The sequence below is a fragment of the Micromonospora sp. NPDC006431 genome, from assembly GCF_042870725.1.
In the GTDB taxonomy this organism is placed as follows: Bacteria; Actinomycetota; Actinomycetes; order Mycobacteriales; family Micromonosporaceae; genus Micromonospora.
On sequence record NZ_JBIAHQ010000004.1, the window covers coordinates 498689 to 524128 of the forward strand.

Genomic DNA, 25440 nt, shown 5'->3' on the forward strand with positions numbered 1-25440 from the left:
AGTCGCAGAAATGACCAGGCTTCAAGTGCACGAGTGAGGTCGCTGCGGGTGCTGCCCGCACGACCTCGGAGTGAGGAGTGCAGTGGCAGGAAAGGCCCGCGTACACGAGCTCGCCAAGGAGCTCGGGGTCGAAAGCAAGACCGTTCTCGCCAAGCTCAAGGAGATGGGCGAGTTCGTGAAGTCCGCGTCGAGCACCGTCGAGGCGCCCGTCGCCCGACGGCTGCGTAGCTCGTTCGTGGCCTCCGCCGGTTCGTCGGCGCCCGCCGCCCCGCCGGCGGCCGCGCCCACCCCGGCGCCGACACCGACCCCGTCTCCGACCCCGGGCGCCCCCCGGGTGTCGGCCAAGCCGATGCCGCCGCGGCGGCTGGGGCCGACCCCTGGGCCGAAGCCCAAGGGTCCGGTTCCGGGTCCGCCGCAGCCGGTGGCCAAGCCGGCGAGCGCGCACGACATCGAGGTGGCGGCCGCCGAGGCGCGCGCCGCCGCGCTGAAGGCTGAGCAGGAGGCCGCGGTCAAGGCCGCCCAGGCCGCCCGCCAGCAGCAGCGTGAGAACGTTCGCCGGGAGCCCCCGACCGAGGGTGGCCCCCGTCCCGGCCCGCGTCCGGGTCCGGGCGCCGTGCCGCCCCGTCCGGGTGCCCCCGCCGCCGGTCGTCCCGGCGCGCCGGCCCCGGGTCCGGGCGCGCGGCCCGGCGGTCGTCCGCCGGCGCGCGGCGCCGGCAACAACCCGTTCGGCATCCAGGGCGGTCAGCAGCAGCGGCCCCCGGCCGCCGGTGCGGGCGGTCCCCGGCCGAGCCCGGCCTCGATGCCGCCGCGGCCCAGCCCGGCCTCGATGCCGCCACGGCCCAGCCCGGCCTCCATGCCGAGCCAGCGCCCGGGTCGCCCCGGCGGCCCCGGCGCCGGTCGTCCCGGTGGTGGTGGCGGCGCGGGTCGTCCCGGTGGTGGTGGCGGCGGCTTCCGCGGCGGTCCCGGTGGTGGCGGCGGCGGTGGCGGTGGCTACCGCGGCGGTCCCGGTGGTGGCGGCGGCGGTGGCGGTGGCTACCGCGGCGGTCCCGGTGGTGGCGGCGGTGGCGGTGCCGGTGGCGGCTTCCGTCCGGGCGCCCCGGCCGGTGGTGGCGCCGGTCGTCCGGGTGGTGGCGGTCGTGGCCGTGGCGGCGGCGCCGCGGGTGCCTTCGGGCGTCCGGGTGGCCGGCCGACCCGCGGCCGCAAGTCGAAGAAGCAGCGCAGACAGGAGTTCGACAACCTGTCGGCCCCGACCATGTCCTCGGGTGCCCCCCGGGGTCAGGGTCAGGTCGTCCGGTTGTCCCGTGGCGCCTCGCTGTCGGACTTCGCCGACAAGATCAACGCCAACCCGGGTTCGCTGGTTCAGGAGATGTTCAACCTGGGCGAGATGGTGACCGCGACCCAGTCGTGCTCCGACGACACCCTGCTGCTGCTGGGTGAGCACCTCGGCTTCGACGTGCAGATCGTCAGCCCGGAGGACGAGGACCGCGAGCTGCTCGCGCAGTTCAACATCGACCTCGACGCGGTGGTGTCGGAGGACCGCCTGGTCAGCCGTGCGCCGGTGGTGACCGTCATGGGTCACGTCGACCACGGTAAGACCAAGCTGCTCGACGCGATCCGCAAGGCGAACGTGGTGGCCGGCGAGGCGGGTGGCATCACCCAGCACATCGGCGCGTACCAGGTCCACGTCCCGCACGAGGGCGAGGACCGCGCGGTGACCTTCATCGACACCCCGGGTCACGAGGCGTTCACCGCCATGCGTGCCCGTGGTGCCCAGGTGACGGACATCGTGATCCTGGTGGTCGCGGCCGACGACGGTGTGATGCCGCAGACCATCGAGGCGCTCAACCACGCCAAGGCGGCGGACGTGCCGATCGTGGTCGCGGTCAACAAGGTCGACAAGCCGGAGGCGAACCCCGACAAGGTCCGCCAGCAGCTGACCGAGTACGGCCTGGTCGCCGAGGAGTACGGCGGCGACACGATGTTCGTCAACGTGGCGGCCAAGCCCGGTATCGGCATCGAGGAGCTCCTCGAGGCCGTGCTGCTGACCGCCGACGCGTCGCTGGAGCTGACCGCTCCGATCGACGGGCCGGCGCAGGGTGTCGCCATCGAGGCGCACCTGGACAAGGGCCGTGGTGCGGTGGCGACCGTGCTGGTGCAGAAGGGCACCCTCCGGGCCGGCGACTCGATCGTCGCCGGTGGGGCGCACGGCCGGGTCCGGGCCATGCTGGACGAGAACGGCAAGCCGGTCGACGAGGCCGGTCCGGCGCGTCCGGTCATGGTGCTGGGTCTGACCACGGTGCCAGGTGCGGGTGACACCTTCCTGGCCGCCGAGGACGACCGGACCGTGCGGCAGATCGCCGAGCAGCGGCAGGCGCGACGGCGGGCGGCGGCATTCGCCAACTCCCGTGGCCGGGCCACCCTCGAGACGCTCATGGAGCAGCTCAAGGAGGGCGAGAAGACCTCGCTCAACCTGGTGCTCAAGGGCGACGTCTCCGGTTCCGTGGAGGCCCTCGAGGACGCGCTGTTCAACCTCGACATCCCGGAGGAGGTCCAGCTGCGGATCATCCACCGGGGCGTGGGTGCGATCACCGAGAGCGACGTCATGCTCGCGAGCGCCTCGTCCGAGGCGGTCACGATCATCGGCTTCAACGTGCGGGCCGCCAACAAGGTCCGCGAGATCGCCGACCGCGAGGGTGTGGAGATCCGGTACTACACGGTCATCTACCAGGCCATCGAGGAGATCGACGCCGCGCTCAAGGGGCTGCTCAAGCCGGAGTACGAGGAGGTCGAGCTGGGCACCGCGGAGATCCGCGACGTCTTCCGCTCGTCCAAGATCGGCAACATCTCCGGTTGCATCGTCCGGTCCGGCCTCATCCGCCGCAACGCCAAGGCGCGGCTGCTGCGGGACGGGGCGGTCGTGGCGGACAACCTCACGATCAGTTCCCTCAAGCGGTTCAAGGACGACGCGACGGAGGTCCGCGAGGGCTTCGAGTGTGGTCTGACGCTGGGCGGTTTCAACAACGTCCAGGTCGGCGACATCATCGAGACCTTCGAGATGCGGGAGAAGCCGCGCGCCTGAGCGGTGTGAACGACCGACGGCCGGGGCCCGGTGGGCCCCGGCCGTCGCCGTCTGCGCAGGCTGCGACAATCTCCGGCGTGTTCAGGTACGCGCTGCTCCTCGCCCCCTCCGCCAACCGCGTCTACGCCGACGCGGCCGGCCGGCTGGCCCGCGCCGAACTGGAGGTCTTCGCCGGCTCGGGGGTGCTCGACGCGGCGCCGGTCGACGCCGCGGTGGAGCGGATCGGCGGGGTGGAGTACCTGACCTTCGCCGCGCCCGCGCCGGGGCTGGGCGGGCGGGATCTGGCGTACCTGGCCAACCTGTCGGCGGCGTACGCGCTGTTCGAGCGGGTGGGTGACGACCTGCTCCGCCCGGTGCCGCTGCACCCGCTGGCCCGGTACGACTCGGACCTCATCACCATCCCCAAGTACGCCGGCAAGACCAACGAGCAGTTCACCCGGCTGCTGCTCAACGTCACCCTGCTCGCCTCCGCCTCGGCCGGCGGCATGCTGGACCGGCAGCTGGTGGTGCTCGACCCGCTGTGCGGCCGGGGCACCACCCTCAACCAGGCGCTGATGTACGGCTACGACGGGATTGGCGTCGAGCACGACGGCAAGGACGTGGACGCGTACGGGGCGTTCCTGCGTACCTGGCTGCGCCGTAAGCGGCTCAAGCACACCGCCGAGACGGTGCCGGTACGCCGGGACCGCAAGCTGATCGCCCGGCGCTTCGAGGCGGTGCTCGCGCCGTCCCGCGACGACCACCGGGCCGGGGCGACCCAGCGGGTCACCGTGCTGCACGCCGACACCACCCGCGCCCGGGAGGTGCTGCGCCCGCGCTGCGCCGACGTGATCGTGACCGACGCGCCGTACGGGGTGGCCCACGGCAGCCGCACCGAGCAGGGGCTGTCCCGCAGCCCGCTGGACCTGCTCACCGCGGCCGTACCGGTCTGGCGGGAGCTGCTGCGTCCCGGTGGGGCGCTCGGGCTGTCCTGGAACACCCAGGTGGCACCGCGGGCGGCGGCCGAGGCGGTGCTGGCCGGGGCCGGCCTGCGGGTGGTCGACGGGCCCGGCTGGCGGGACCTGGCGCACCGGGTCGACCAGGCGATCGACCGGGACGTGCTGGTGGCGGTCGTGCCGGCGGAAAACGGGTGACCGGGCCGCCGGCTCTGCCGTACCGTTGCTCGCCGTGTACACGGGAACCGCGCACTTCGACCTGTTGCTGCCGGGGGACTCCCGGTCCCTGAAGACCAAGCGGTCGTACGTCCGGCCGATCGTCGCCGCGCTACGCCGGTTCGAGGTCTCGGTCGCCGAGGTCGGGTCGCTCGACCTGCACGGCCGGGCCGAGATCGGGGTGGCCGTGGTGGCCGCCGAGGCGTCGCACGTCCGTGAGGTGCTCGACTCGTGCGAGCGCCTGGTGGCGGCCCGCCCGGAGGCCGAGCTGCTGGCGGTCCGCCGGCGCCTCTACGGGGCGGAGGACTGACCGCCACGGACCGCGGGCGGCTACCCGGGTCGGTGCCCTGCCGCAGGCGTTGCCCGGGGCCCTTCCTTGCACCGGCGGCCCGGCGCGAGGGCCGCGATCGCGCGGGTAGTGTTCGAGTTGTTGGGCGGTCGGACCCGGCGGCGCCCTCGCCGTCGTCTCCGGCCGGGAGCGGGAAGCCCTGGAGGTGGGGGACATGACGGATCCGGCCAAGGTACGCCGGCACGCGGAGCGCATCCGTGAACTGGTCGCGTCGGTGGTGCGGAGCCAGATCAAGGACCCCCGGCTCGGAATGATCACCATCACCGACGCCCGGATCACCGCCGACCTGCGCGACGCCACCGTCTTCTACACGGTGCTCGGCGACGCGGCGGCGCAGGCCAGCACCGCCGCCGCGCTGGAGAGCGCCAAGGGCATGCTGCGCAGCACGGTCGGCAAGGCCCTCGGGCTGCGCCACTCGCCGACCCTGACCTTCGTCCTCGACGACGTGCAGGACCAGGTCAAGCACATCGACGACCTGCTCGCGGCGGCCCGCACCGCCGACGCCGAGGTGCAGCGGCTGGCGGCCAGCGCCCACTACGCGGGCGAGGCGCAGCCGTACCGGCTGGAGGAGGACTCGGACGTCGAGGACGAAGAGACCGAGAACGACGAGCCGCGCGGCGGCGACCGCCCGTGACCTCTCCCGCCGAGGGCGGTACGCCGGCCGGTGCCGGCCCGACCGACACCGACTGGGCGGCCGCCCTCGCGGCGGTACGCGGGCTTCCCGCCGACGCGCGGGTGCTGCTGATCTGTCACGTCAACCCGGACGGCGACGCGCTGGGCAGCATGCTCGGCTTCGGGCTGGGCCTGCGCCGGTGGGGCGTACGGCACCTCCAGGCGACCTTCCCCGGTCCGCCGGAGGTGCCGGAGCCGTTCCGCTGGCTGCCCGGGCTCGACCTGCTGGTGCCGCAGGACGACGCGTACCCGGACCCGGACCTGGTGATCTGCTTCGACGTGGCGAGCGAGTCCCGGCTGGGTGACCTGGTCGACCGGCTGGGCAAGGCGGGGGCGGCGCTGGTGCTGGACCACCACGCGTCGAACACACGGTTCGGCGGCATCCACCTGGTGGACCCGCACGCGGCGGCCACCTCGGTGGTCGCCGAGGGGCTGCTCGACCGGCTCGGGGTGCCGCTGGACGCCGAGATCGCCACCTGCCTCTACGTGGCGCTGAGCACGGACACCGGCTCGTTCCGCTTCGAGGCCACCACGCCGGACGTGCACCGGATGGCGGCCCGGCTGCTGGCCACCGGCATCCGTCCCGGGGACATCTCCCGGCGGATCTTCGACACCCGCCCGTTCGGCGCCGTCCGGCTCTTCGGCGAGGTGCTGGGCCGGGCCCGGCTGGAACCGGCGGCCGCCGCCGGGCGCGGGCTGGTCTGGACCTACGCCACCCAGGACGACCTGGCCCGGTACGGCCAGCCGGCGTACGTGCTGGAGGCGCTGATCGATTCGGTCCGGTGCACCGCGGAGGCGGACGTGAGCTGCGTGGTCAAGCAGGTGGCCGCCGCCGAGTGGGCCGTCTCGCTGCGCAGCAAGGGCGCGGTGGACGTGAGCCGGGTGGCGGTGGCGCTGGGCGGTGGCGGGCACCGGTTCGCCGCCGGTTTCACGGGGCGGGGCACGGTCGACGAGGTGGTGGACCGGATCCGCGCCGAGCTGGACGGGGCGTTGCTGACGGCCTGATATCAGGGACGACTCCGGGGCGTGCTGGTCTTCCGGCGTTCCGTGACGGTGGGGACAATCGGGTGATGGATCACCCTCGTGAGCTCACCGCCGAGGCGCCCCGAGCCTGGGACCGTCCCGTCGTCTCCGTACCGGTGCTGATCTGCCTCTCCCTGGTCGGCGGGCAGTTGCCGTCCTTCTCCGCCCAGGCCAACCTCTACACCCTGGGCACCGGCGGCGCGCTGATCTGGATCGGCCTGAGCAACCGGGTGCCCCGCCGACCCGCGCCACACCGGCTGCCACCGGCGGCGGCCTGGTGGTTGGTGCCGGTGACCGTCTTCGGGGTGTTCGAGGGAACCACCTTCGTGCTGTCGATGGGGGACGACTTTCCCACCTTCTCCCTGCTGGCCGACCCGTTCCTGGAGGACCACCTGGTCCGCTCGGCGGCCTGGTTCGCCTGGCTCGCCGCGTTCTGGGGGCTGGTACGCCGATGATGCGAGCCCTGGCGATCGCCGGTTTCCTGGCCGCGCTGGTGCTGTTCGCGACCGTCGAGTGGGCCGCCCGGCGGGAGGGCTCGCGGATCCCGTCGCTGGCCGACGTCTGCGCGTTCGTGATGCGCTACGAGGTCGGGCCGGTGCCGGTGGGGCGGATCGGGTTCCTCGGCTTCTGGTGGTGGCTCGGCTGGCACTTCCTGGCTCGCTGATCGGCCCGGTCCACCCCATCGTGTCCGTATCCCGGGAACAGTGGGCAGCAGCTGGAAAGTGAACGTTAATTTAGGGAAGGGCCGGCGCTTCGGCGCTGGTCGCGGGCGGTGGGGCCACATCCGGCGCCGCCTCCCTCCAGGGTCAGACCGACCCGGGCTCACGCTGCCAGGCGAGCCGCTCCGGTGATCCCGGACCGCTGCCCCGGCGTTCAGCAGGACCGACGGCTCCAGGTCACGGCGCGGCGTCAGACGCGTCCACCGGCCGTCGGTGGTCCGCACCCTGGAAGGGAACTCCCATGGCCAGCAAGCGCAAGCCGAAGACCGAGACCACCAACGACGAGGCGCGCGAGCAGCTGCGCCGTGCGCTGCAGACGTCGATGGACACCCGTCAGTGACGGCGGGCCGCCCGGCGGTGGCGCGGTAGCCGCCGCGCCACCGCCGTCGTTCCGGTCGCCCGGTTCCGCGTACGCCCGGGCGGGGGCTACCGTCGCCCGGTGCGCCGCATCCTGATCGTCGGCAGTTCGGGCGCGGGCAAGAGCACGCTCGCCCGTGCGGTCGCCCGCCGGCTCGACCTACCGCTGATCCACCTCGACCGCCACTACTGGCGACCCGGCTGGGTCGCCACCGCCGACGCCGACTTCCGGGCGGAGGTCGCCGCGCTGGCCGCGCGCCCCGCCTGGGTGATGGACGGCAACTATCGCAGCACCTTCGATCTCCGCCTGCCGCACGCCGACCTGCTGGTGCTCTGCGACCCGCCCTGGCTGCTCTGCCTCGTCCGGGTGCTGCGTCGCCGCTGGGCGTACCGGGCCAAGCCCCGGCCCGACCTGCCGGACGGCTGCCCGGAGCAGGTCGACCTCCAGTTCCTCCGGTACGTGTGGCAGTACCCCCGCCGATCCCGACCCCTGGTCTACGCGGCCGTCGCCGCCCATGCCCCCGAGGTGCCGGTGATCCGCCTCCGCACCCGCGCTGACACCCGCCGCTGGCTCGCCACCCTCCCCACCCCGTTGCGGTGATCATGAGGTTGGCGGCGGTTGCGGAGATCGACAGCGCCGCCAACCTCATGATCAACCTGCGGCCGGGCGGCGGATTGGTAAGTGATGAGGTTCGGTTGCGTTCCTTACGTTGGGCGTGCCAGGATCGGCGGCGATGAGTCAGACCGCCGCCCCCGCCACCGGGTCGCCCGCCGCCACGCCCCGCCGGATCGCCGCGCTCGCCCTGCCGGCACTCGTGGTGCTGGCCGCCGAGCCGCTCTACGTCCTGGTCGACACCGCGGTGGTCGGGCACCTGGGCCGCGTCCCGCTCGCCGCGCTCGCCGTCGGCGGCACGGTGCTGACGCTGACCGCCTGGCTCGGCACCGTCGTCGCGTACGGGACCACCGGGCGGTCGGCCCGGCGGTTCGGCGCGGGGGACCGGGCCGCGGCGGTGGCCGAGGGCGTGCAGGCGTCCTGGCTCGCCCTGAGCGTCGGCGTGCTGGTGGCACTTGCCATGCAGGTCGGCGGCGGGTGGCTGGCGCGTACCCTGGTCGGCGGCCCGGGCGAGGTGGCCGACGCCGCCGCCGGCTGGCTGCGGGTCGCCGCGCTCGGCGCGCCCGGCCTGCTGGTGGCCGCAGCAGGCAACGGCTGGCTGCGCGGCATCCAGGACACCCGGCGCCCGCTGCTCTTCGTGCTCGCCCCCAACCTGCTCTCCGCGCTGCTCTGCCCGCTGCTCGTCTATCCGGTCGGGCTCGGGCTGGTCGGCTCGGCGGTGGCGAACGCCATCGCGCAGACCCTCTCCGGCGGCCTGTTCGCGGCCGCGCTGGTTCGCGAGCGGATCTCCCTGCGCCCCCGACCCCGGTTGATCCGCCAGCAGCTCGTGCTCAGTCGAGACCTGCTGATCCGGGGCGTCGCGTTCCAGGCGAGCTTCCTGTCCGCCACCGCCGTCGCGGCCCGGTTCGGCGCCGCCGCGGTCGGCGCCCACCAGATCGCCGTACAGCTGTGGTTCTTCACCGCACTGGTGCTCGACGCCCTGGCGATCGCCGCGCAGGCGTTGATCGGCGCGGCGCTCGGCGCCGGCGACGCGGCCGGCGCCCGCGCCCTCGCCCGCCGGATCGCCCTGCTCGGCGGTGCCTGCGGCGTGGCGTTCGCGGTGCTGATCGCCGCCGGCGCCGGCCTGGTGCCGTCGTGGTTCAGCTCCGACCCGCAGGTACGCGAGCAGGCGATGCTCGCCTGGCCGTGGTTCGTCGCGCTGCAGCCGATCGGCGGGGTCGTCTTCGCCCTCGACGGCGTGCTGATCGGCGCGGGCGACGTCCGCTACCTGCGCAACCTCACCATCGTGGCGGCGCTGGGCGGCTTCCTGCCGGCGATCTGGCTGGCCTACGGGCTCGACCTCGGGCTGGGGGGGATCTGGGCCGGGCTGACGCTGTTCGTGGTGCTCCGGCTGGTCGCGCTGCTGCTACGGCTGCGCTCCGGCGGTTGGGCGGTGGTCGGCGCGGTCCGGTGAGGGTCAGCAGGGCTCGAACGAGCCGGGGCCGCCCATCCACGGCTGAAGTCGATCCGGGTGGCGTAGTGCAGGAAGGTGTACCCCTCGAAGTCTCCGGCGCGTTCACCGCGTGCGGCCGGCGCGAGGAGAGTGAGGAACGGCTCCGTGTCCCCGACCTGCATGGACAGGTCGAGGCGGGCCTCCACCAGGGCCTTCCGCACCTGGGTCAGCGCGGCGCGTACCTCCGCGGCGGAGAACGGTGCCCGGGCGGCGACCGGGGGCAGGACGATCGCGGCCTCGCCGACCGCGAAGTTGGCGGCGGGGCTCCCGGCGTAGAGGTCCCGGGGTTCGCCGATCTGGCTGCTCGGCAGCGGGGATGCCGAGGACAGCGGGGACGCCGAGGGCTGCGTGCCGACGCGGATCCGCTCGACCGTGAGGTGCCCGAGGACCGCCGTGCCGCCAACGAGCGCCAGCAGTAGCAGGATGACGAAGCCGACCAGGAGCTTCCCGCGGTGCCGGGCCCAGACCAGCCGGGCGCGCTCTCCGCGGGTGAGCGGCTCGGCCGCGTCCTGCCCGCTCATCCAACTGGGTAGCCGGACGGAGTCGTCGCGGGTCGCGACGGCGGGCCGGTCGACGTCGGCGGGCGGGGCGGTCGGTTCCTCGGTGGTCATCAGGCGTCCCAGGGGGTGCGGCGGGGGCGAAAGGCGCCGCGGGGCGGCGGGATCTTCGCAACCGGGCTGCCCACTGCGCCGCCCGGTTTCCGGTCGGCTCAGGACCGGTCGTGGGCGATCTTGTAGAAGAGGTACAGCGTGCCGACCACCAGGCACGTCGCCACCACCGCGACGACGACGAACGACACGATCGCGGAGACCACCGGGTGTCGCTCGCTGAACCGGCTCCGGTCCCGCCACGCCCACAGCCGGTGCCGGGCCGCCCGCAGCGCCGGCACGCCGTCGACGAATCCGGAGACCCGGCGGCCGAGGGTGCGGCGCGGCGGCTCCGGGTTGCGCATCCAGTCGGGCAGGTCGACCCGGGGGCGGTGCTGGTGCGACGGCGGCGGGTTGGTCAAGAGGACTCCTGAGGGTGCGAGGGGGCGCGCGAAGTCTGCCGTACCGGAGTCGACCGCGCGACCCCGTTCCTGCCCCTGTCGCGTGATCTTGGCACTGTGGCCGAGCAGGGCGGTATCCCCCGCGCGTGCGATCACCGTGGTCTGGCAGGCTTGGCCGTCGTGAGCACAGACGGTCTGATCGTGGTCGACAAGCCGGGCGGGATGACGTCCCACGACGTGGTGGCGCGGATCCGACGGCTGGCGCGGACCCGGCGGGTGGGGCACGGTGGCACGCTCGACCCGATGGCGACCGGGGTGCTGGTGATCGGGGTGGGGCGGGCCACCCGGCTGCTCACCTACGTGATCGGCGCCGCCAAGAGCTACACCGCGACGATCCGGCTCGGCCAGGCGACCATCACCGACGACGCCGAGGGTGAGGTGGTGGCGACCACCCCGGCCGGCGCCGTCGCCGACGACGCGATCCGGGCCGCGCTCGCCGCCCAGACCGGCGAGATCGACCAGGTGCCCAGCGCGGTCAGCGCCATCAAGATCAACGGCCAGCGGGCGTACAAGCGGGTCCGCGAGGGGGAGATCGTGGAGCTGCCCGCCCGGCGGGTCACCATCTCCCGGCTGGACGTCCTGGCGGTCCGCCGGGACGTCCCGGACGTGGTGGACGTGGACGTCGACGTGACCTGCTCGTCCGGGACGTACATCCGGGCCATCGCCCGGGACGCGGGCGCCGCGCTCGGGGTCGGCGGTCACCTGACCGCGCTGCGCCGGACCGCGGTCGGCGGCTTCACCCTGGCCGAGGCGGCGACCCTCGACGCGCTGGAGCAGCGCGCGCCCGACGTGGTCAACCTGCCGCTGGACGCGGCCGCCGACCGGTTCTTCCCGCGCCGGGACGCCACCCCGGATGAGGCGCGCACGCTCGCCCACGGCGGCCCGCTCGGCGCGGCCGGCATCGCCGGACCGTACGCGGTCTTCGGCCCCGACGGCGGGTTGATCGCTATCGTCAGCGAGCGGGCCGGGCGGGCCCGCGCGGAGATCGTGCTGGCCCCGGCGTGACGGCGCCCCACCGGCCCCCGGGCCGGCGAGCCTCGGCCGGTGCGGGACCAGGGGAGGAGCGGAGGAACGGTATGCAGCGGTGGCGGGGGTACGAGGCGGTGCCCGGGGGCTGGGGGCGCTCGGTGGTCACCATCGGCGTCTTCGACGGCGTGCACAAGGGGCACCAGGCCATCATCGGCCACGCCGTGGCCCGCGCCCGCGAACTGGGCGTCCGGTCGGTGGTGCTGACCTTCGACCCGCATCCGGCGGAGGTGGTCCGTCCCGGATCGCACCCGGCGGTGCTCACCGAGCCGGCCCGCAAGGCGGAGCTGATCGAGTCGCTCGGGGCCGACGTGCTCTGCGTGGTGCCGTTCACCCCCGAGTTCTCCCGGCTGCCGGCCGAGGAGTTCGTGCACGACATCCTGGTCGAGCACCTGCACGCCGCGCTGGTGATGGTCGGCGGCAACTTCCGCTTCGGGCACCGGGCGGCCGGCGACGTGGCACTGCTGGAACGGCTGGGCCGCACCTTCGGCTTCGGGGTGGAGAGCGGCCCGCTGGTCGCCGAGGCGGGGACGGTCTTCTCCTCCACGTACATCCGCTCCTGCGTCGACGCGGGCGACGTGGCCGCGGCGGCCGCCGCGCTCGGCCGCCCGCACCGGGTCGAGGGCGTGGTGGTCCGCGGCGACCAGCGCGGGCGTGAGCTGGGCTTTCCCACCGCCAACCTGCTGACCCACCGGTACGCGGCGATCCCCGCCGACGGGGTGTACGCCGCCCGGCTGGTGCGCCGCGGCGGGGAGCCCCTGGCAGCGGCGGTCTCGATCGGCACCAACCCGACCTTCTCCGGGCGGGAACGCCGGGTGGAGGCGTACGCGCTGGACTTCACCGGCGACCTGTACGGCGAGCGGCTGGCCCTGGACTTCGTGGCGCACCTGCGCGAACAACGGACGTACGACGCGATCGAGCCGTTGATCGCCCAGATCGGCGAGGACGTCGAGCGGACCCGCCGTGCGCTCGGCTGACCCGGCCACCGCCGTCGGAACCCGGCACACGGCCCTTCACCGGAGTGGTTCCCGACCGGGCTGGTAGTCTGGCAGGGACGTCGGCTGACCGACGCGGGGCCTCGCCTGCCTGCACGACGCCGCGGGTGCGAGGAACCGGTCCGTCCCCCCGGTCGCTGCGACCGCTCCGACGGACCTTATCGAACGACCCACGAAACAGGGAGAACATGGCGCTCGACCAGGAAGCCAAGGCCAAGATCCGTGCGGAGTACGCGACCGCCGAGGGCGACACCGGTTCGCCGGAGGTCCAGGTCGCGGTCCTCACCAAGCGGATCGCCGAGCTCACCGAGCACCTGAAGGTGCACAAGCACGACCACCACAGCCGCCGTGGGCTGCTGCTGCTGGTCGGCCGTCGCCGTCGGCTGCTCAACTACGTCCAGAAGAAGGACATCAACCGCTACCGGTCGCTCATCGAGCGGCTCGGCCTGCGCCGGTGACGGAACGGGGGAGTGGCCTGCGGCCGCTCCCCCGTTCCGGTACCACAGAAAGAACCGGGTCACGCGACCACCCGAGAGGGAGCCGGTCAGCGTACCGGTCTCCGGTAGTGGCCCCCGGGCACCCCGGCATCGTGCCGGCCACCCGGGCGCTTCGATCGAAGACCGGCCGTCTGAGCAGCTCCCGTGTCGTGGACCCCCGACGCGAAGGAGCACGACAGCACCATGACCGAGACCAACCTCGGCACCGAATCCCGCACCGCCGTGATCGACAACGGGTCCTTCGGTACCCGTGAGATCACCTTCTCCACCGGCCGGCTGGCCCGCCAGGCCGCCGGCTCCGTCATCGCCCAGCTCGGCGAGACGGTCGTCCTCTCCGCCACCACCGCGGGCAAGCAGCCGCGGGAGCAGTTCGACTTCTTCCCGCTGACCGTCGACGTCGAGGAGCGGATGTACGCCGCGGGCCGGATCCCCGGCTCGTTCTTCCGCCGCGAGGGCCGGCCCAGCGAGGACGCCATCCTCACCTGCCGACTGATCGACCGGCCGCTGCGCCCGTCCTTCGTCAAGGGCCTGCGCAACGAGGTCCAGGTGGTCGAGACCGTCCTCGCGCTCGACCCGCAGCACCCGTACGACGTCGTGGCGATCAACGCCGCCTCGATGTCGACCAAGCTCTCCGGCCTGCCGTTCTCCGGCCCGATCGGGGCCACCCGGATGGCGCACATCGACGGCCAGTGGGTCGCCTTCCCAACCCACGAGGAGCTGGCCCGGGCCACCTTCGACATGGTGGTGGCCGGCCGTGCCCTGGCCGACGGCGACGTCGCGATCATGATGGTCGAGGCCGAGGCCACCGAGCACACCGTGGCGCTGGTCGCCGGCGGTGCCCCCGCCCCGACCGAGGAGGTCGTCGCCAGCGGCCTGGAGGCCGCCAAGCCGGCCATCCGCGAGCTGTGCCGGGCGCAGAGCGAGCTGGCCGAGGTGGCCGCCAAGCCGGTCGCCGAGTTCCCGGTCTTCCTCGACTACCAGGACGACGCGTACGCGGCGGTGGCTGACCTGGCCCGTGCCGACGTCGCCGAGGCCCTGAAGATCGCCGGTAAGCACGACCGCGAGGAGGCGCTGGACCGGATCAAGGCCCGGGTCGCCGAGGAACTGGGGTCGCGCTTCGAGGGCCGCGAGAAGGAGCTCTCCGCCGCGTTCCGCTCGCTGACCAAGTCCGAGGTCCGCAGTCGGGTGCTGCGCGAGCAGGTCCGCATCGACGGCCGGGGCCCGCGCGACATCCGTCCGCTGAGCGCCGAGGTCGGCGTGCTGCCCCGGGTGCACGGCTCGGCGCTCTTCGAGCGTGGCGAGACCCAGATCCTGGGCGTCACCACGCTGAACATGCTGCGCATGGAGCAGGCGCTGGACACCCTCTCCCCGGAGAAGTCCAAGCGCTACATGCACAACTACAACTTCCCGCCGTACTCCACCGGTGAGACCGGCCGGGTCGGCTCGCCGAAGCGGCGCGAGATCGGCCACGGCGCGCTGGCCGAGCGGGCGCTGATCCCGGTGCTGCCGTCGCGCGAGGAGTTCCCGTACGCCATCCGGCAGGTCTCCGAGGCGCTCGGCTCCAACGGCTCCACCTCGATGGGTTCGGTCTGCGCCTCCAGCCTGGGCCTGCTCTCGGCCGGTGTGCCGCTGAAGGCCCCGGTCGCCGGCATCGCCATGGGCCTCATCTCCGACGAGGTCGACGGCAAGACCCAGTACGTGACGCTGACCGACATCCTCGGCGCCGAGGACGCGTTCGGCGACATGGACTTCAAGGTGGCCGGCACCCGGGACTTCGTCACCGCCCTCCAGCTCGACACCAAGCTCAACGGCATCCCGTCGGACGTGCTGGCCGCCGCGCTGCAGCAGGCGCACGAGGCCCGGCACACCGTGCTCGACGTGATGCAGGCGGCGATCGAGTCCCCGGCCCCGATGAGCGACTACGCGCCGCGGGTGACCACCGTGAAGATCCCGGTCGACAAGATCGGCATGGTGATCGGCCCGAAGGGCCAGACCATCAACGCCATCCAGGACGAGACCGGCGCCGAGATCTCCATCGAGGACGACGGCACCATCTACGTCGGCGCGACCAACGGCCCGTCGGCCCAGGCCGCGGTCGAGCGGATCAACGCGATCGCCAACCCGACCCTGCCGAAGGTCGGCGACCGGTTCCTCGGCACCGTGGTGAAGACCGCCCCGTTCGGCGCCTTCATCTCGCTCCTGCCCGGCCGCGACGGCCTGCTGCACATCTCCAAGGTGGGCGACGGCAAGCGGGTCGAGAAGGTCGAGGACTACCTCAACGTCGGCGACAAGGTCGAGGTGGAGATCGCCGACATCGACCAGCGCGGCAAGATCTACCTGGACAAGGTCCGCCCGGAGGGCGCCGAGGCGCCGGCCGCCGAGGAGGCCGCCGGTGGCGAGCGTCCGGGCGGCCGGGACCGAGGCGACCGCGGCCCGCGCGACCGTGGCGACCGGGACCGCGAGCGCGGCAGCCGGGGCCCGGAGCGTGGCGAGGGCGGCGGCGAAGGCGGCGGCGAGCGCCCACGTCGCCGGACCCGGCACAGCTGATCCTCGATCGGCCGGGGGACGCCGACGGCGTCACCCGGCCGATCCTGCGTCGGCTCCAACTCGGCGCGTCTGCCGCGTGCTGCGACCTAAAGCCGTCGTTCGGCAACTCCAGTTCGGCGCGTCTGACCGCGCCGCGACCTGGAGCCGTCGCCATCCACCCCTCGTCGAACTGGAAGCAGGTTTTTCGTGAGTCGGACCCCTCGTTCGTCTTTTCCTGCGGATCGACGGGGGGCGGCGCCGTCGGGCGCCGTCCGGCAGGTGACCGGGGCCACCCGGTCCGCCGGCGGGTCGGCCCGGGCGGTCACCCGCACGCTCAGCGACGACCCGCTGGGCGGCACCGTACGCCGTACCGTGCTGCCCAGCGGGTTGCGCGTGCTCACCGAGGCGATCCCGGCGATGCGCAGCGTCTCGTTCGGCATCTGGGTCGCCGTCGGCTCCCGGGACGAGACCGGGCCGCAGGGCGGCGCCGCGCACTTCCTGGAGCACCTGCTCTTCAAGGGCACCCGCAAGCGCAGCGCGCTGGAGATCTCCTCGCAGATCGAGGCGGTCGGCGGCGAGACGAACGCCTTCACCACCAAGGAATACACCTGCTACTACGCCCGGGTGCTGGACGAGGACCTGCCCCTGGCCATCGACGTCATGTGCGACCTGGTCGCCGACTCGGTGCTCAACGACGCCGACGTGGAGACCGAGCGCGGCGTCATCCTCGAAGAGATCGCCATGCACGACGACGAGCCCGGCGACGAGGTGCACGACCTGTTCGCCCGCGCCGTCTACGGCGACCACCCCCTCGGCCGGCTGATCTCCGGCACCGAGGAGACGGTCACCCCGATGACCCGCCGGCAGATCCAGACCTTCTACCGCCGCCGGTACACCGCGCCGCAGATCGTCATCGCCGCCGCCGGCAACCTCGACCACGCCGCCGTGGTCAAGCTGGTCCGCCAGGCCCTGCGCGGCACCCCGCTGGACACCGACCCGGCGGTGCCGGCGCCGTACCGCCCGGCCGCCCCGGCGGTACGCACGAAGCCGGCCAGCACGGTGGTCGAGCCGAAGGAGACCGAGCAGGCGCACGTGATCCTCGGCTGCCCGGGCATCGACCGCACCGACGAGCGGCGCTTCGCCCTCGGGGTGCTCAACAACGTCCTCGGCGGCGGCATGTCCAGCCGGCTGTTCCAGGAGATCCGCGAGCAGCGCGGGCTGGCCTATTCGGTCTACTCGTACGCCAGCCAGTACGCCGACAGCGGCCTGTTCGCCGTCTACGCCGGCTGCGCCCCGGGCAAGGTGGACGAGGTGCTGGAGCTGACCCGCGCCGAGCTTGCCAAGGTGGCCGCTGCGGGGATCACCGAGGCCGAGCTGGCCCGGGGCAAGGGGATGAGCAAGGGTTCCTTCGTCCTCGGCCTGGAGGACACCGGCTCCCGGATGAGCCGGCTGGCCAAGGGCGAGTTGCTCTACGGCGACCTGATGCCGGTGGACGAGCTGCTCGCCCGGGTCGACGCGGTGACCTTGGACGACGTGAATGCCCTGGCCGCCGACCTGCTCGGCCGCCCGATGTCCCTGGCGGTGGTGGGCCCGTTCGACGAGTCCGCCTTCTCCGCCTGACCCTTCCCACCGCCCGCCGACGAGGGATGCCGCAGGTGGGGGTGTCCGCCGCCGGGGAGGGCCCGGGTTGCCGCAACCCGAGTCGATCATGCTCGTGGGGTGGGACGGCCGGAGCTCCAGCCGGGTGGGCGTCCCGATTGGGATAGGTTGTGCCCCGTGACTGACGAGCACGAGAAGAACCTGGCCGAGCCGATCCGGGTCGGCGTGCTGGGCGCCCGCGGCCGGATGGGCATGGAGGTCTGCAAGGCGGTCGACGCGGCCCCCGACATGGAGCTGGTGGCGATGGTCGACCAGGGCGACGGGCTGTTCGCCGCGTCCGACGCGGGTGCCGAGGTGGTCGTCGACTTCACCACTCCGGACGTCGTCATGGACAACCTGCACTGGTGCGTCGACCAGGGCATCAACGTCGTGGTCGGCACCACGGGCTTCACCGAGCAGCGCCTGGACCGGGTCCGCGGCTGGCTCGCGCGCAAGCCGGGCGTGGGCGTGGTGATCGCCCCCAACTTCGGCATCGGTGCGGTGCTGATGATGCAGTTCGCCGCCCGCGCCGCCCGGCACTTCGAGTCGGTGGAGATCATCGAGCAGCACCACCCGCGCAAGCTCGACGCGCCCAGCGGCACCGCCACGCACACCGCCCGACTGATCGCCCAGGCCCGTGCCGAGGCCAGCCTCGGCCCCGCGCCGGACGCCACCCGCGACGAGGTGCCGGGCGCGCGCGGCGCCGAGATCGATGGGGTACGCGTGCACGCCGTCCGCGCCACCGGGCTGGTCGCCCACCAGGAGGTGCTCTTCGGCACCACCGGCGAGACGCTGACCATCCGGCACGACTCGTACGACCGGGCCTCGTTCATGCCGGGCGTACTGCTCGCTGTGCGGGAGGTACGCCACCGGCCGGGCCTCACGGTCGGCCTGGACGCCCTGCTCGACTGAGCGCCCCCGTCCCACCGGAATCCGCTCGTCACGCGGCCGGGCCGCGCCTAGGGTCGCGTACATGATCGATTCTGCGCTCCGGGACCGCGCCGGCCGGCACGTGACCCTGCGTCCGGTGGACGACGACAACTGGCGGGCGGTGGCGGACGTGGCGCCCCGCGACGACCAGCGCGCCTGGGTGCCCGCCCTGGCCGCCCGCTACCTGTTGCTGACCATGCGCTCGGACGTCTGGACCTCACTGGCCGTGTATGCGGACGAGACGGTGGTCGGGCACGTCATGTGGGGCGTGGACGACGACGGTTCCCGGTGGATCGGCGGCATGGTGATCGACGCCGCCGAGCAGGAGCGGGGCGTCGGCCGGGCCGCGATGCGTACCCTCGCCGACTGGCTCGCCACCGCGGGCCACCCGATCCGGCTCAGCTACCACCCCGACAACACCCAGGCCGCCGCCCTCTACCGTGCCCTCGGCTTCCACCCCACCGGCGCCACGGAGGACGACGAACTGGTCGCCGAACTCACCCCCGCCTGACCGCGTCGATCATGAGGTTGACGGCACCGTCCGAGATCGACTTCGCCGCCAACCTCATGATCAACGGCGTCAGCGGGGGGCGGGGGTTTCCGTGGCGGGGCGCTGGGTGGGGATGTGAGGGGTGGTGGTCACCGTCAGGCCGGCGGGGAGGCCGGTGACGGTGGGCCGGCCCGAGGCGTCGACCTGGACGGCGACCGGGGCGCCGGCGACGCGGAGGCCGTCGACGGCGAGCGCGCCCAACTCCGGGCCGGCCAGCGGGCTCAGCCGCACCTGGCCGCCCGGCACGTCGGGATAGATGCCCACGCCGGCCTGGAGCAGCAGCACGGCGGCCGCCGCCGCCCACGCCTGCGGGCGGCACGCCGCGGGGTACGGCACCGGACGGCTGAGCGTCGCCCGGTCGTCCCCGGCGTACAGCTCGGGGAGGCGGTAGTCGAACGCCTCGGCGGCGGCGAGCAGCCCGTCGGCGAGCCGGAGCGCGGCGTCGGCGAAGCCGGCCCGGGCCAGCCCGCCGACCACGATCGCCGTGTCGTGCGCCCAGATCGACCCGCAGTGGTACGACAGTGGGCTGAACCCGGCGTCGTCGGTGGACATGGTGCGCAGCCCGAAGCCGCCGGCCAGCGCCTCGGTCGACAGCAGCGCCGCCACCTGCGCCGACTCGGCGTCGGAGAGCAGCCCGGTGCCGAGCAGGTGGCCGATGTTGCTGGTCAGCGAGTCGACCGGGCGCTTGTCCCGGTCCAGCGCCAGTGCGGGCTGCGGGCCGTGCCGGCCGTCGACCCAGAACGCGTCGCGGAACCGCCGGGCCAGCCGGTCGGCGTACTCCCGCCAGCGGTCGCCGCCCGGCCGGCCGAAGGCGTCGAGCAGGTCGGCGCCGTGCACCGCCGCCTGGTACGCGTACCCCTGCACCTCGGACAGCACGATGGGCGACTGCGCCTGCCGGCCGTCGCGGAACCGGATCGAGTCGCCCGAGTCCTTCCAGCCCTGGTTGGCCAGGCCGCTGCCGCTGGTGTCGACGTATTCGACGAAGCCGTCGCCGTCGGCGTCGGCGTGCTCGCCGAGCCAGCCGAGCGCGGCCTCCAGGTGCGGGAGCAGCGGCTCGACCTGGTCGGCGGCGAGACCCCAGCGCCAGGCGTCGTGCAGCAGGCCGACCCAGAGCATGGTGGCGTCGACGGTGCCGTAGTACGCGGGCGGCAGCCGCAGCTCATGGGCGGGCAGGCTGAACTCGTGCCGGCGCAGCTCGTGCAGGATCTTGCCGGGCGCCTCGCCGGTGGCCGGGTCGACCCTGGTGCCCTGCCGGCGGGCGAGGACGCGCAGCGTGCCGGCGGCCAGCTCGGTGCCGAGCGGCAGCATCATCCGGGCGGCCCAGAGGCTGTCCCGGCCGAAGAGGGTGAGGAACCAGGGCACGCCCGCGCCGAGGAAGACGTCCCCGGGGTGGGCCGGGTCGGCCAGCCGCAGCCCGCGCAGGTCGGCCAGGGAGCGGTCGAGCAGCCGGACCAGGCGGCGGTCGTCGGCGCGTACCTGCGGGACGGACCACTCGGGGCCGCCCGGCGGGGCGACCACCACGGCCTTCGGGTCGGTGACGGCGAGCCGCCAGCGCAGCGTCACGGCGTCGCCGGGGGCGAGGTCGACCGGCCAGCTCAGCCGGGGCGCGAGGGCCCGGTCGCCGGTGGCGTCGACGGTCGCCGCCTCGCCGGTCACCGTGACGGTGACGCCCTCGGCGGCCCACTGGACCCGGCCGGGCTCGCCGGACTTCGCCTCCAGCGGCGACCCGCTCCCGCCGGACTTGACCAGCTCGATCGGGGCGAGGTCGCAGCCCAGGTCGACGCTGACCGTGGCGCGGACGGGGGCCGCGGCGGTGGAGGTGACCCGGATCTCCTCGGTGACGCCGTGCGGGCCGGCCTCCCGGATGCGGTCGATCCGGACGGTCGGGTCGGGGCCGGGGTCGCCGAGCCAGCGGGCCAGGGTGACGAAGCGGACCCCGTGGGGCCCGGCCGCCCCGTGGGCCACCGCCTCCGGTTCCCGGTCGTCGACGCGCAGCTCGGCGCGGGAGAGTACGCGGGCGTCGGCGTGGAACACGCCCTGGACGCCGCTCGGCCGGATCTGACCCGCCGCGTCGCCCAGCGCGCTGGTGGGGGCGTGGACCGCCCCGACCAGCTCGTGCAGCAGGGGTTGCAGGTGGCGTTCGGACACGGGGAACTCCTGGTGCTGATCGGGTGGCCGGAGCGTGTCTTGACAACTGGCTCCGGCCCGGTGCAGAGTGCGAAACATTCCAGAAACTTTGAACGATCTAATACTGCCGTATCCACGTTGGAACGTTCAAGGCGGCGAGAGGGACTCAATGGCTGAAAAGGTGACCATCTCGACGGTGGCCCGGCATGCCCAGGTGAGCCGGCAGACGGTCTCCAACGTCCTCAACGCGCCGCACATCGTCCGGGACGAGACCCGGCGCCGGGTGGAGGAGGCGATCGCCGCGCTGGGCTACCGGGCCAACCAGGCCGCCCGGCAGATGCGGACCGGTCGCTCCCGGCTCGTCGCGGTCCGCATCGAGCCCACCCGGGACGGGATCAACGGCTCGGTGCTCGACCGGTTCCTGCACGGCCTCACCGAGACCGCCGACGCCGCCGGCTACCGGGTCCTGCTCTACACCGCCCGTGACGACGGACACGAGATCGACACCTACGACGACCTGCTCGGCGCGTACGACCTGGACGGTTTCGTGCTCACCGGCACCGACCACGGTGACCCGCGGACCGCCTGGCTGGCCGAGCGGAACGTGCCGTTCGTGACGTTCGGCCGGCCCTGGGACGCCGCCGAGGCCCATCCCTGGGTCGACGTCGACGGCGCGGCCGGCACCGCGCAGGCCACCCAGCGGCTGCTCGACACCGGCCACCGCCGGATCGGCTTCATCGGCTGGCCGGCGGGTTCCGGCGTCGGCGACGACCGGCGTTCCGGCTGGCGTACCGTCATGGCCGCCGCCGGCCTGGCCGGCGCCGCACCCCACCGCGAGACCGAGGACGGCATCGTCCACGGCGAGCGGGAGATGCGCGCGCTGCTCGCCGCCGACGAACCGCCCACCGCGGTGGTCTGCGTCAGCGACTCGCTCGCCCTCGGCGCCCTCCAGGCGGTACGCGCGGTGGCCGCCTCCGTCGCCGTCGTCGGCTTCGACGACACCCCGGTGGCCGCCGTGGTCGGGCTGACCAGCGTCAGCCAGCCGCTCGCGGCTGCCGCCGCCCGCTGCTTCGAGCTGCTCACCGGCCTGCTCGACGGTCAGCCCACCGACCCACACGTGCTACTCAGCCCCACGCTCGTGCTCCGGCACACCGCGTGATCCCCCATCCCCACCAGGAGAATGAGATGACACCTCGCACCCTCACCCGGGCGGCGCTGGCCGGCCTCACGGCCGCCGCGCTGTTCGGCACCGCCGCCTGCGGCAGCGGGTTCGACGACTCCGCGAAGGACACCAAGCAGTCCAGCGGTCCGGCCAACCTGCAGATCATGATCGGCTCTTCCGGCGACGCCGAGACCAAGGCGGTGCAGGACGCCGCTGCGAAGTGGGCCTCCTCCTCCGGCAACACCGCCACGGTGACCCCGGCCCAGGACCTTACCCAGCAGCTCGGCCAGGCCCTCGCCGGCGGCACCCCGCCGGACGTGTTCTACGTCGACGCGTCCCGGTTCGCCGACTACGCCAGCGTCGGCGCGCTGGAGCCGTACGGCGACAAGGTCAGCAACAAGGACGACTTCTACGAGAGCCTGCGGAACACCTTCACCTACGACGGCAAGCTCTACTGCGCGCCGAAGGACTTCTCCACCCTGGCGCTCGAGATCAACACCGACCTGTGGGCCAAGGCGGGCCTGACCGACGCCGACGTGCCGACCACCTGGGACCAGCTCACCGCCGCCAGCCAGAAGATCAAGGCGAAGGGCATGGTGGCGCTCGCCCTGGGCGACACCCGGGACCGGATCGGCGCGTTCATGGTGCAGAACGGCGGCTGGCTGATGAGCAAGGACGGCAAGCAGCCGACCGCCGACACCCCGGAGAACCTCCAGGCCCTCCAGTACGTCAAGGGCCTGCTCACGAACGGCTACGCGAAGTTCCCGAAGCAGCTCGACGCCGGCTGGTCCGGTGAGGCGTTCGGCAAGGGCAAGGCCGTGATGACCATCGAGGGCAACTGGATCAAGGGTGCCCTGAAGAACGACTTCCCGAACGTGAAGTACAAGGTCGTCCCGCTGCCGGCCGGCCCGAAGGGCCAGGGCACCCTCTCCTTCACCCAGTGCTGGGGCATCGCCGCGAAGTCGAAGTTCAAGGACCAGGCGATCAAGTTCGTCGAGGCGATGACCGCCGGCGACCAGCAGATCGCCTTCGCCAACGCGTTCGGCGTGATGCCCTCCCGGCAGTCCGTCCGCGACCAGTACACCAGCGCCTTCCCGGCCGACAAGCCGTTCATCGACGGCGCCGCGTACGCCCAGGGCCCGGTGAACGCGCCGAAGATGGACAGCGTGCTGCGCGACCTCGAGGCCGGCCTGCAGGGCCTGGCCAACGGTGACCCGAAGAGCATCCTGGCGAACTTCGACAAGAACGCCAAGGCGGCGCTCGGCGGCTGAGCGTGACCGGAGGGGCCCGCGTCGCGGGCCCCTCCGCGTCGGCTCCCACTCGAAGGAGGGAGGGGAGATGGCTACGGAGGCGCTCACCGCCCCGGCCACCACGCCGGCCGGTCCGTCGCGCCGCCGCCGCGGCGGCATCCGCGGCAACGAGAACATCGCCGGCTGGATCTTCGTCGCGCCGGTGATCGTGATCCTCGGGCTCTTCCTGCTGCTGCCGATCCTGATGGCGCTCTGGGTGAGCCTCACCGACTGGAACGGCCAGGGCAGCCCGTTCACCGCGGACGTGCCGTTCGTCGGCGGGAAGAACTACACCCGGCTGTTCACCGAGGACGGGCTCGACCGCCGGGACTTCATGACCAGCATCCGCAACAACATGTACTACGTCGGGATCGTGGTGCCGGTGCAGACCGCGCTCGCTCTCGGCCTCGCGCTGATCGTGAACAACCGGATGCTCAAGGGAAAGGGCTTCTTCCGCAGCGCCTTCTACTTCCCGTCGGTCACCAGCTCGGTGGCGATCAGCGTGGTGTTCCTGTTCCTGTTCGCCAACTCCGGCGCGGTCAACAACCTGCTCAGCTTCTTGGGCATCGACGGGCCGGAGTGGTTCGCCGACTCCCGCGGCGTACTGCACCTGCTGCTCGGCGTCGTCGGGGTGGACTCTCCGCCCACCGCGCTCACCTCCGGCGGCCCGTTGGGGCTGAGCTGGTGGGACTGGCTCTCCGGGCCGAGCGTGGCCATGGTCTCGATCATCTGCCTGGTGATCTGGACCACCTCGGGCACGTTCATGCTGATGTTCCTCGCCGCGTTGCAGAACGTGCCGGTGGCGCTGGACGAGGCCAGCACCCTCGACGGGGCGACCCGCTGGCAGCGGTTCCGCTACGTCACCCTGCCGCTGATCAAGCCGACCACGTTCCTGGTGCTCACCCTCGGCCTGATCGGCTCCTGGCAGGTCTTCGACCAGGTGTACGTGATGAGCCAGGGCGACCCGGCCAAGACCACCCTCACCCCGGCGTACCTGTCGTACCGCACCGCGTTCCGGGACTTCGACTACGGCTCGGGGGCGGCGATCTCGTTCGTGCTGTTCCTGATCATCATCGTGTTCACCCTGCTCCAGCGCCGGGTGATGGCCGACCGGGACGGGTCCCGGCGCGGCCGGTGGTGGCGGCGACGCGTACCGGAAGGGTCCTGACATGGCCGTGCTGACCGACCGGCCGGCGGCGCCCGTCGCGCCGCAGGCCGCCCGTGGGCCACGTGCCCGGGTCAACCGCATCCTGGGGTACGCGGTCCTGATCTTCTTCGGGCTGGTCTTCATCTACCCGTTCGTGATCCAGCTCGGCACCTCGTTCAAGACCGAGCCGGACGCGGCGGCGAACCCGCTCTCGCCGGTGCCCGACCCGGTGACGCTCGCCGGGTTCGAGCGGATCTTCGCGGGCACCAACTTCCCGCTCTGGCTGGGCAACTCGCTGCTGGTCACCGTGCTGGTCACGCTCGGCCGGGTCTTCTTCGACTCGCTCGCCGGGTACGCCCTGGCCCGGCTGCGCTTCCGGGGCCGGGCCGGGCTCTTCGCCGCGGTCATCGCGGTGATGGCGGTGCCCGGCGTGGTGCTGCTGATCCCGAAGTTCCTGGTGCTCAAGCAGCTCGGCCTCTACGACAGCTACGCGGGCCTGGTGGTGCCGCTGCTGGCGGACGCGGCCGGGGTGTTCATCATGAAGCAGTTCTTCCAGTCGATCCCGGTCAGCGTGGAGGAGGCGGCCCGGATCGACGGCGCCGGGGTGTTCCGCACCTTCTGGTCGGTGGTGCTGCCGATGGCGCGGCCCGCGCTGATCACGCTGACCATCCTGTCGTTCCAGGGCTCCTGGAACGAGTTCCCGCACAGCCTGGTCTCGGTCCAGGACCCGCACCTGTTCACCCTGCCCCGCGGCCTGGCCGACCTGGTCAGCGGGTCGCTGGGCAAGGGCACGCAGTATCCGCTCAAGCTGGGCGCGGCGCTGCTGGCCACCATCCCGGTGGCGGTGCTGTTCGTGATCTTCCAGCGCTACTTCGTGCGGGGTGCCAACGAGGGCGCCGACAAGGGCTGAGCGACGGGTTCGATCGGTACCGGTGGCGGGGGGGCCCCCCCCCGGGGGCCCCCCCCCCCCCCCGAAAAAAAAAGAACGACAAAAAAAAATACGGCGGGGGGGGGGGACCCCACCGACGCGCGCCCCGACCCCCCCCCCAA

General features: G+C 73.2%; 22 protein-coding genes. 20 read left to right on the forward strand and 2 right to left on the reverse strand.

The features are described 5' to 3' along the window. The first annotated feature begins 82 nt into the window (after nucleotides 1-82). The 9 genes from infB (at nucleotide 83) to ACFYM6_RS11450 (ending at nucleotide 9416) form a co-directional block, all read left to right on the forward strand. Nucleotides 83-3079 (forward strand): translation initiation factor IF-2, encoded by a 2997-nt coding sequence (gene infB / locus ACFYM6_RS11410; RefSeq protein ID WP_387274496.1) that lies wholly within the window; start codon nucleotides 83-85, stop codon nucleotides 3077-3079. Nucleotides 3080-3156: 77 nt separating this feature from the next. After that, the gene (locus ACFYM6_RS11415) at nucleotides 3157-4212 is read left to right on the forward strand and encodes a TRM11 family SAM-dependent methyltransferase (protein ID WP_387274498.1); all 1056 of its coding nucleotides are present in this window, start codon (nucleotides 3157-3159) and stop codon (nucleotides 4210-4212) included. A gap of 34 nt (nucleotides 4213-4246) precedes the next feature. After that, nucleotides 4247-4540: a DUF503 domain-containing protein gene (locus tag ACFYM6_RS11420; protein WP_387274500.1), complete on the forward strand. Its 294-nt coding sequence runs from the start codon at nucleotides 4247-4249 to the stop codon at nucleotides 4538-4540. A gap of 193 nt (nucleotides 4541-4733) precedes the next feature. Continuing rightward, a complete protein-coding gene (gene rbfA, locus ACFYM6_RS11425; protein WP_387274502.1) occupies nucleotides 4734-5213 on the forward strand; it encodes a 30S ribosome-binding factor RbfA in 480 nt (159 codons plus the stop codon). Beyond that, a complete protein-coding gene (locus tag ACFYM6_RS11430; protein WP_387274504.1) occupies nucleotides 5210-6256 on the forward strand; it encodes a bifunctional oligoribonuclease/PAP phosphatase NrnA in 1047 nt (348 codons plus the stop codon). Before rbfA ends, ACFYM6_RS11430 begins: the two co-directional genes overlap by 4 nt. 65 nt (nucleotides 6257-6321) lie before the next feature. Beyond that, nucleotides 6322-6729 carry a hypothetical protein gene (locus ACFYM6_RS11435; protein ID WP_073832587.1) on the forward strand — a complete coding sequence of 136 codons (408 nt, stop codon included), beginning with the start codon at nucleotides 6322-6324 and terminating at the stop codon, nucleotides 6727-6729. Beyond that, on the forward strand, nucleotides 6729-6938 hold the full coding sequence (locus tag ACFYM6_RS11440) for a DUF6186 family protein (RefSeq protein WP_387274576.1): 210 nt from the start codon (nucleotides 6729-6731) through the stop codon (nucleotides 6936-6938). Before ACFYM6_RS11435 ends, ACFYM6_RS11440 begins: the two co-directional genes overlap by 1 nt. Before the next feature lie 494 nt (nucleotides 6939-7432). Further along, a complete protein-coding gene (locus ACFYM6_RS11445; protein WP_387274507.1) occupies nucleotides 7433-7951 on the forward strand; it encodes an AAA family ATPase in 519 nt (172 codons plus the stop codon). Between the two features lie 133 nt (nucleotides 7952-8084). Beyond that, nucleotides 8085-9416, forward strand: coding sequence for an MATE family efflux transporter (locus tag ACFYM6_RS11450; protein ID WP_387274509.1), 1332 nt, complete (start codon nucleotides 8085-8087; stop codon nucleotides 9414-9416). A gap of 748 nt (nucleotides 9417-10164) precedes the next feature. On the opposite strand, the gene ACFYM6_RS11455 is transcribed toward ACFYM6_RS11450, so the two are convergent. Continuing rightward, a complete protein-coding gene (locus ACFYM6_RS11455; RefSeq protein WP_387274511.1) occupies nucleotides 10165-10464 on the reverse strand; it encodes a hypothetical protein in 300 nt (99 codons plus the stop codon). A 159-nt stretch (nucleotides 10465-10623) separates the two neighbouring features. Here ACFYM6_RS11455 and truB point away from each other — a divergent pair, with 159 nt between their 5' ends. From truB to ACFYM6_RS11490, 7 genes are all read left to right on the forward strand, one after another. Beyond that, a complete protein-coding gene (truB, locus tag ACFYM6_RS11460; RefSeq protein WP_387274512.1) occupies nucleotides 10624-11508 on the forward strand; it encodes a tRNA pseudouridine(55) synthase TruB in 885 nt (294 codons plus the stop codon). 71 nt (nucleotides 11509-11579) lie between these two features. After that, nucleotides 11580-12506: a bifunctional riboflavin kinase/FAD synthetase gene (locus ACFYM6_RS11465; RefSeq protein WP_073832593.1), complete on the forward strand. Its 927-nt coding sequence runs from the start codon at nucleotides 11580-11582 to the stop codon at nucleotides 12504-12506. Nucleotides 12507-12712: 206 nt separating this feature from the next. Beyond that, nucleotides 12713-12982: a 30S ribosomal protein S15 gene (gene rpsO, locus ACFYM6_RS11470; RefSeq protein WP_043962418.1), complete on the forward strand. Its 270-nt coding sequence runs from the start codon at nucleotides 12713-12715 to the stop codon at nucleotides 12980-12982. A 222-nt stretch (nucleotides 12983-13204) separates the two neighbouring features. Next, the gene (locus tag ACFYM6_RS11475; RefSeq protein ID WP_387274577.1) at nucleotides 13205-15568 is read left to right on the forward strand and encodes a polyribonucleotide nucleotidyltransferase; all 2364 of its coding nucleotides are present in this window, start codon (nucleotides 13205-13207) and stop codon (nucleotides 15566-15568) included. 258 nt (nucleotides 15569-15826) lie between these two features. Next, nucleotides 15827-17167, forward strand: coding sequence for a M16 family metallopeptidase (locus ACFYM6_RS11480; RefSeq protein ID WP_387274514.1), 1341 nt, complete (start codon nucleotides 15827-15829; stop codon nucleotides 17165-17167). Nucleotides 17168-17314: 147 nt separating this feature from the next. Continuing rightward, nucleotides 17315-18097 (forward strand): 4-hydroxy-tetrahydrodipicolinate reductase, encoded by a 783-nt coding sequence (dapB, locus tag ACFYM6_RS11485; RefSeq protein WP_387274516.1) that lies wholly within the window; start codon nucleotides 17315-17317, stop codon nucleotides 18095-18097. 61 nt (nucleotides 18098-18158) lie between these two features. Further along, nucleotides 18159-18626 carry a GNAT family N-acetyltransferase gene (locus ACFYM6_RS11490; RefSeq protein WP_387274518.1) on the forward strand — a complete coding sequence of 156 codons (468 nt, stop codon included), beginning with the start codon at nucleotides 18159-18161 and terminating at the stop codon, nucleotides 18624-18626. Between the two features lie 69 nt (nucleotides 18627-18695). Here ACFYM6_RS11490 and ACFYM6_RS11495 read toward each other — a convergent pair whose 3' ends face one another. Next, nucleotides 18696-20813 (reverse strand): glycogen debranching N-terminal domain-containing protein, encoded by a 2118-nt coding sequence (locus ACFYM6_RS11495; RefSeq protein WP_387274520.1) that lies wholly within the window; start codon nucleotides 20811-20813, stop codon nucleotides 18696-18698. Between the two features lie 148 nt (nucleotides 20814-20961). Here ACFYM6_RS11495 and ACFYM6_RS11500 point away from each other — a divergent pair, with 148 nt between their 5' ends. The 4 genes from ACFYM6_RS11500 to ACFYM6_RS11515 all read left to right on the forward strand — a co-directional run bounded on the left by ACFYM6_RS11500 (nucleotide 20962) and on the right by ACFYM6_RS11515 (nucleotide 25300). After that, nucleotides 20962-21951 carry a LacI family DNA-binding transcriptional regulator gene (locus ACFYM6_RS11500; RefSeq protein WP_387274522.1) on the forward strand — a complete coding sequence of 330 codons (990 nt, stop codon included), beginning with the start codon at nucleotides 20962-20964 and terminating at the stop codon, nucleotides 21949-21951. Nucleotides 21952-21977: 26 nt separating this feature from the next. Further along, on the forward strand, nucleotides 21978-23225 hold the full coding sequence (locus ACFYM6_RS11505; protein ID WP_387274524.1) for an extracellular solute-binding protein: 1248 nt from the start codon (nucleotides 21978-21980) through the stop codon (nucleotides 23223-23225). Nucleotides 23226-23292: 67 nt separating this feature from the next. Continuing rightward, nucleotides 23293-24411, forward strand: a complete 1119-nt coding sequence (locus ACFYM6_RS11510) for a carbohydrate ABC transporter permease (RefSeq protein ID WP_387274526.1) — start codon at nucleotides 23293-23295, stop codon at nucleotides 24409-24411. Nucleotide 24412: 1 nt separating this feature from the next. After that, entirely contained in the window at nucleotides 24413-25300 is an 888-nt protein-coding gene (locus ACFYM6_RS11515; RefSeq protein WP_387274528.1) for a carbohydrate ABC transporter permease, read from the forward strand. Nucleotides 25301-25440: the final 140 nt, after the last annotated feature.

What these genes read in the sequence shown, in the direction of transcription:
- ACFYM6_RS11510 (WP_387274526.1), top strand. Translation starts at nt 23,293, where the DNA reads ATGGCTACGGAGGCGCTCACCGCCCCGGCCACCACGCCGGCCGGTCCG.
- ACFYM6_RS11490 (WP_387274518.1), top strand. Translation starts at nt 18,159, where the DNA reads ATGATCGATTCTGCGCTCCGGGACCGCGCCGGCCGGCACGTGACCCTG.
- ACFYM6_RS11435 (WP_073832587.1), top strand. Translation starts at nt 6,322, where the DNA reads ATGGATCACCCTCGTGAGCTCACCGCCGAGGCGCCCCGAGCCTGGGAC.
- ACFYM6_RS11465 (WP_073832593.1), top strand. Translation starts at nt 11,580, where the DNA reads ATGCAGCGGTGGCGGGGGTACGAGGCGGTGCCCGGGGGCTGGGGGCGC.
- ACFYM6_RS11475 (WP_387274577.1), top strand. Translation starts at nt 13,205, where the DNA reads ATGACCGAGACCAACCTCGGCACCGAATCCCGCACCGCCGTGATCGAC.
- rbfA (WP_387274502.1), top strand. Translation starts at nt 4,734, where the DNA reads ATGACGGATCCGGCCAAGGTACGCCGGCACGCGGAGCGCATCCGTGAA.
- ACFYM6_RS11500 (WP_387274522.1), top strand. Translation starts at nt 20,962, where the DNA reads ATGGCTGAAAAGGTGACCATCTCGACGGTGGCCCGGCATGCCCAGGTG.
- ACFYM6_RS11515 (WP_387274528.1), top strand. Translation starts at nt 24,413, where the DNA reads ATGGCCGTGCTGACCGACCGGCCGGCGGCGCCCGTCGCGCCGCAGGCC.
- rpsO (WP_043962418.1), top strand. Translation starts at nt 12,713, where the DNA reads ATGGCGCTCGACCAGGAAGCCAAGGCCAAGATCCGTGCGGAGTACGCG.
- ACFYM6_RS11440 (WP_387274576.1), top strand. Translation starts at nt 6,729, where the DNA reads ATGCGAGCCCTGGCGATCGCCGGTTTCCTGGCCGCGCTGGTGCTGTTC.
- ACFYM6_RS11505 (WP_387274524.1), top strand. Translation starts at nt 21,978, where the DNA reads ATGACACCTCGCACCCTCACCCGGGCGGCGCTGGCCGGCCTCACGGCC.
- ACFYM6_RS11450 (WP_387274509.1), top strand. Translation starts at nt 8,085, where the DNA reads ATGAGTCAGACCGCCGCCCCCGCCACCGGGTCGCCCGCCGCCACGCCC.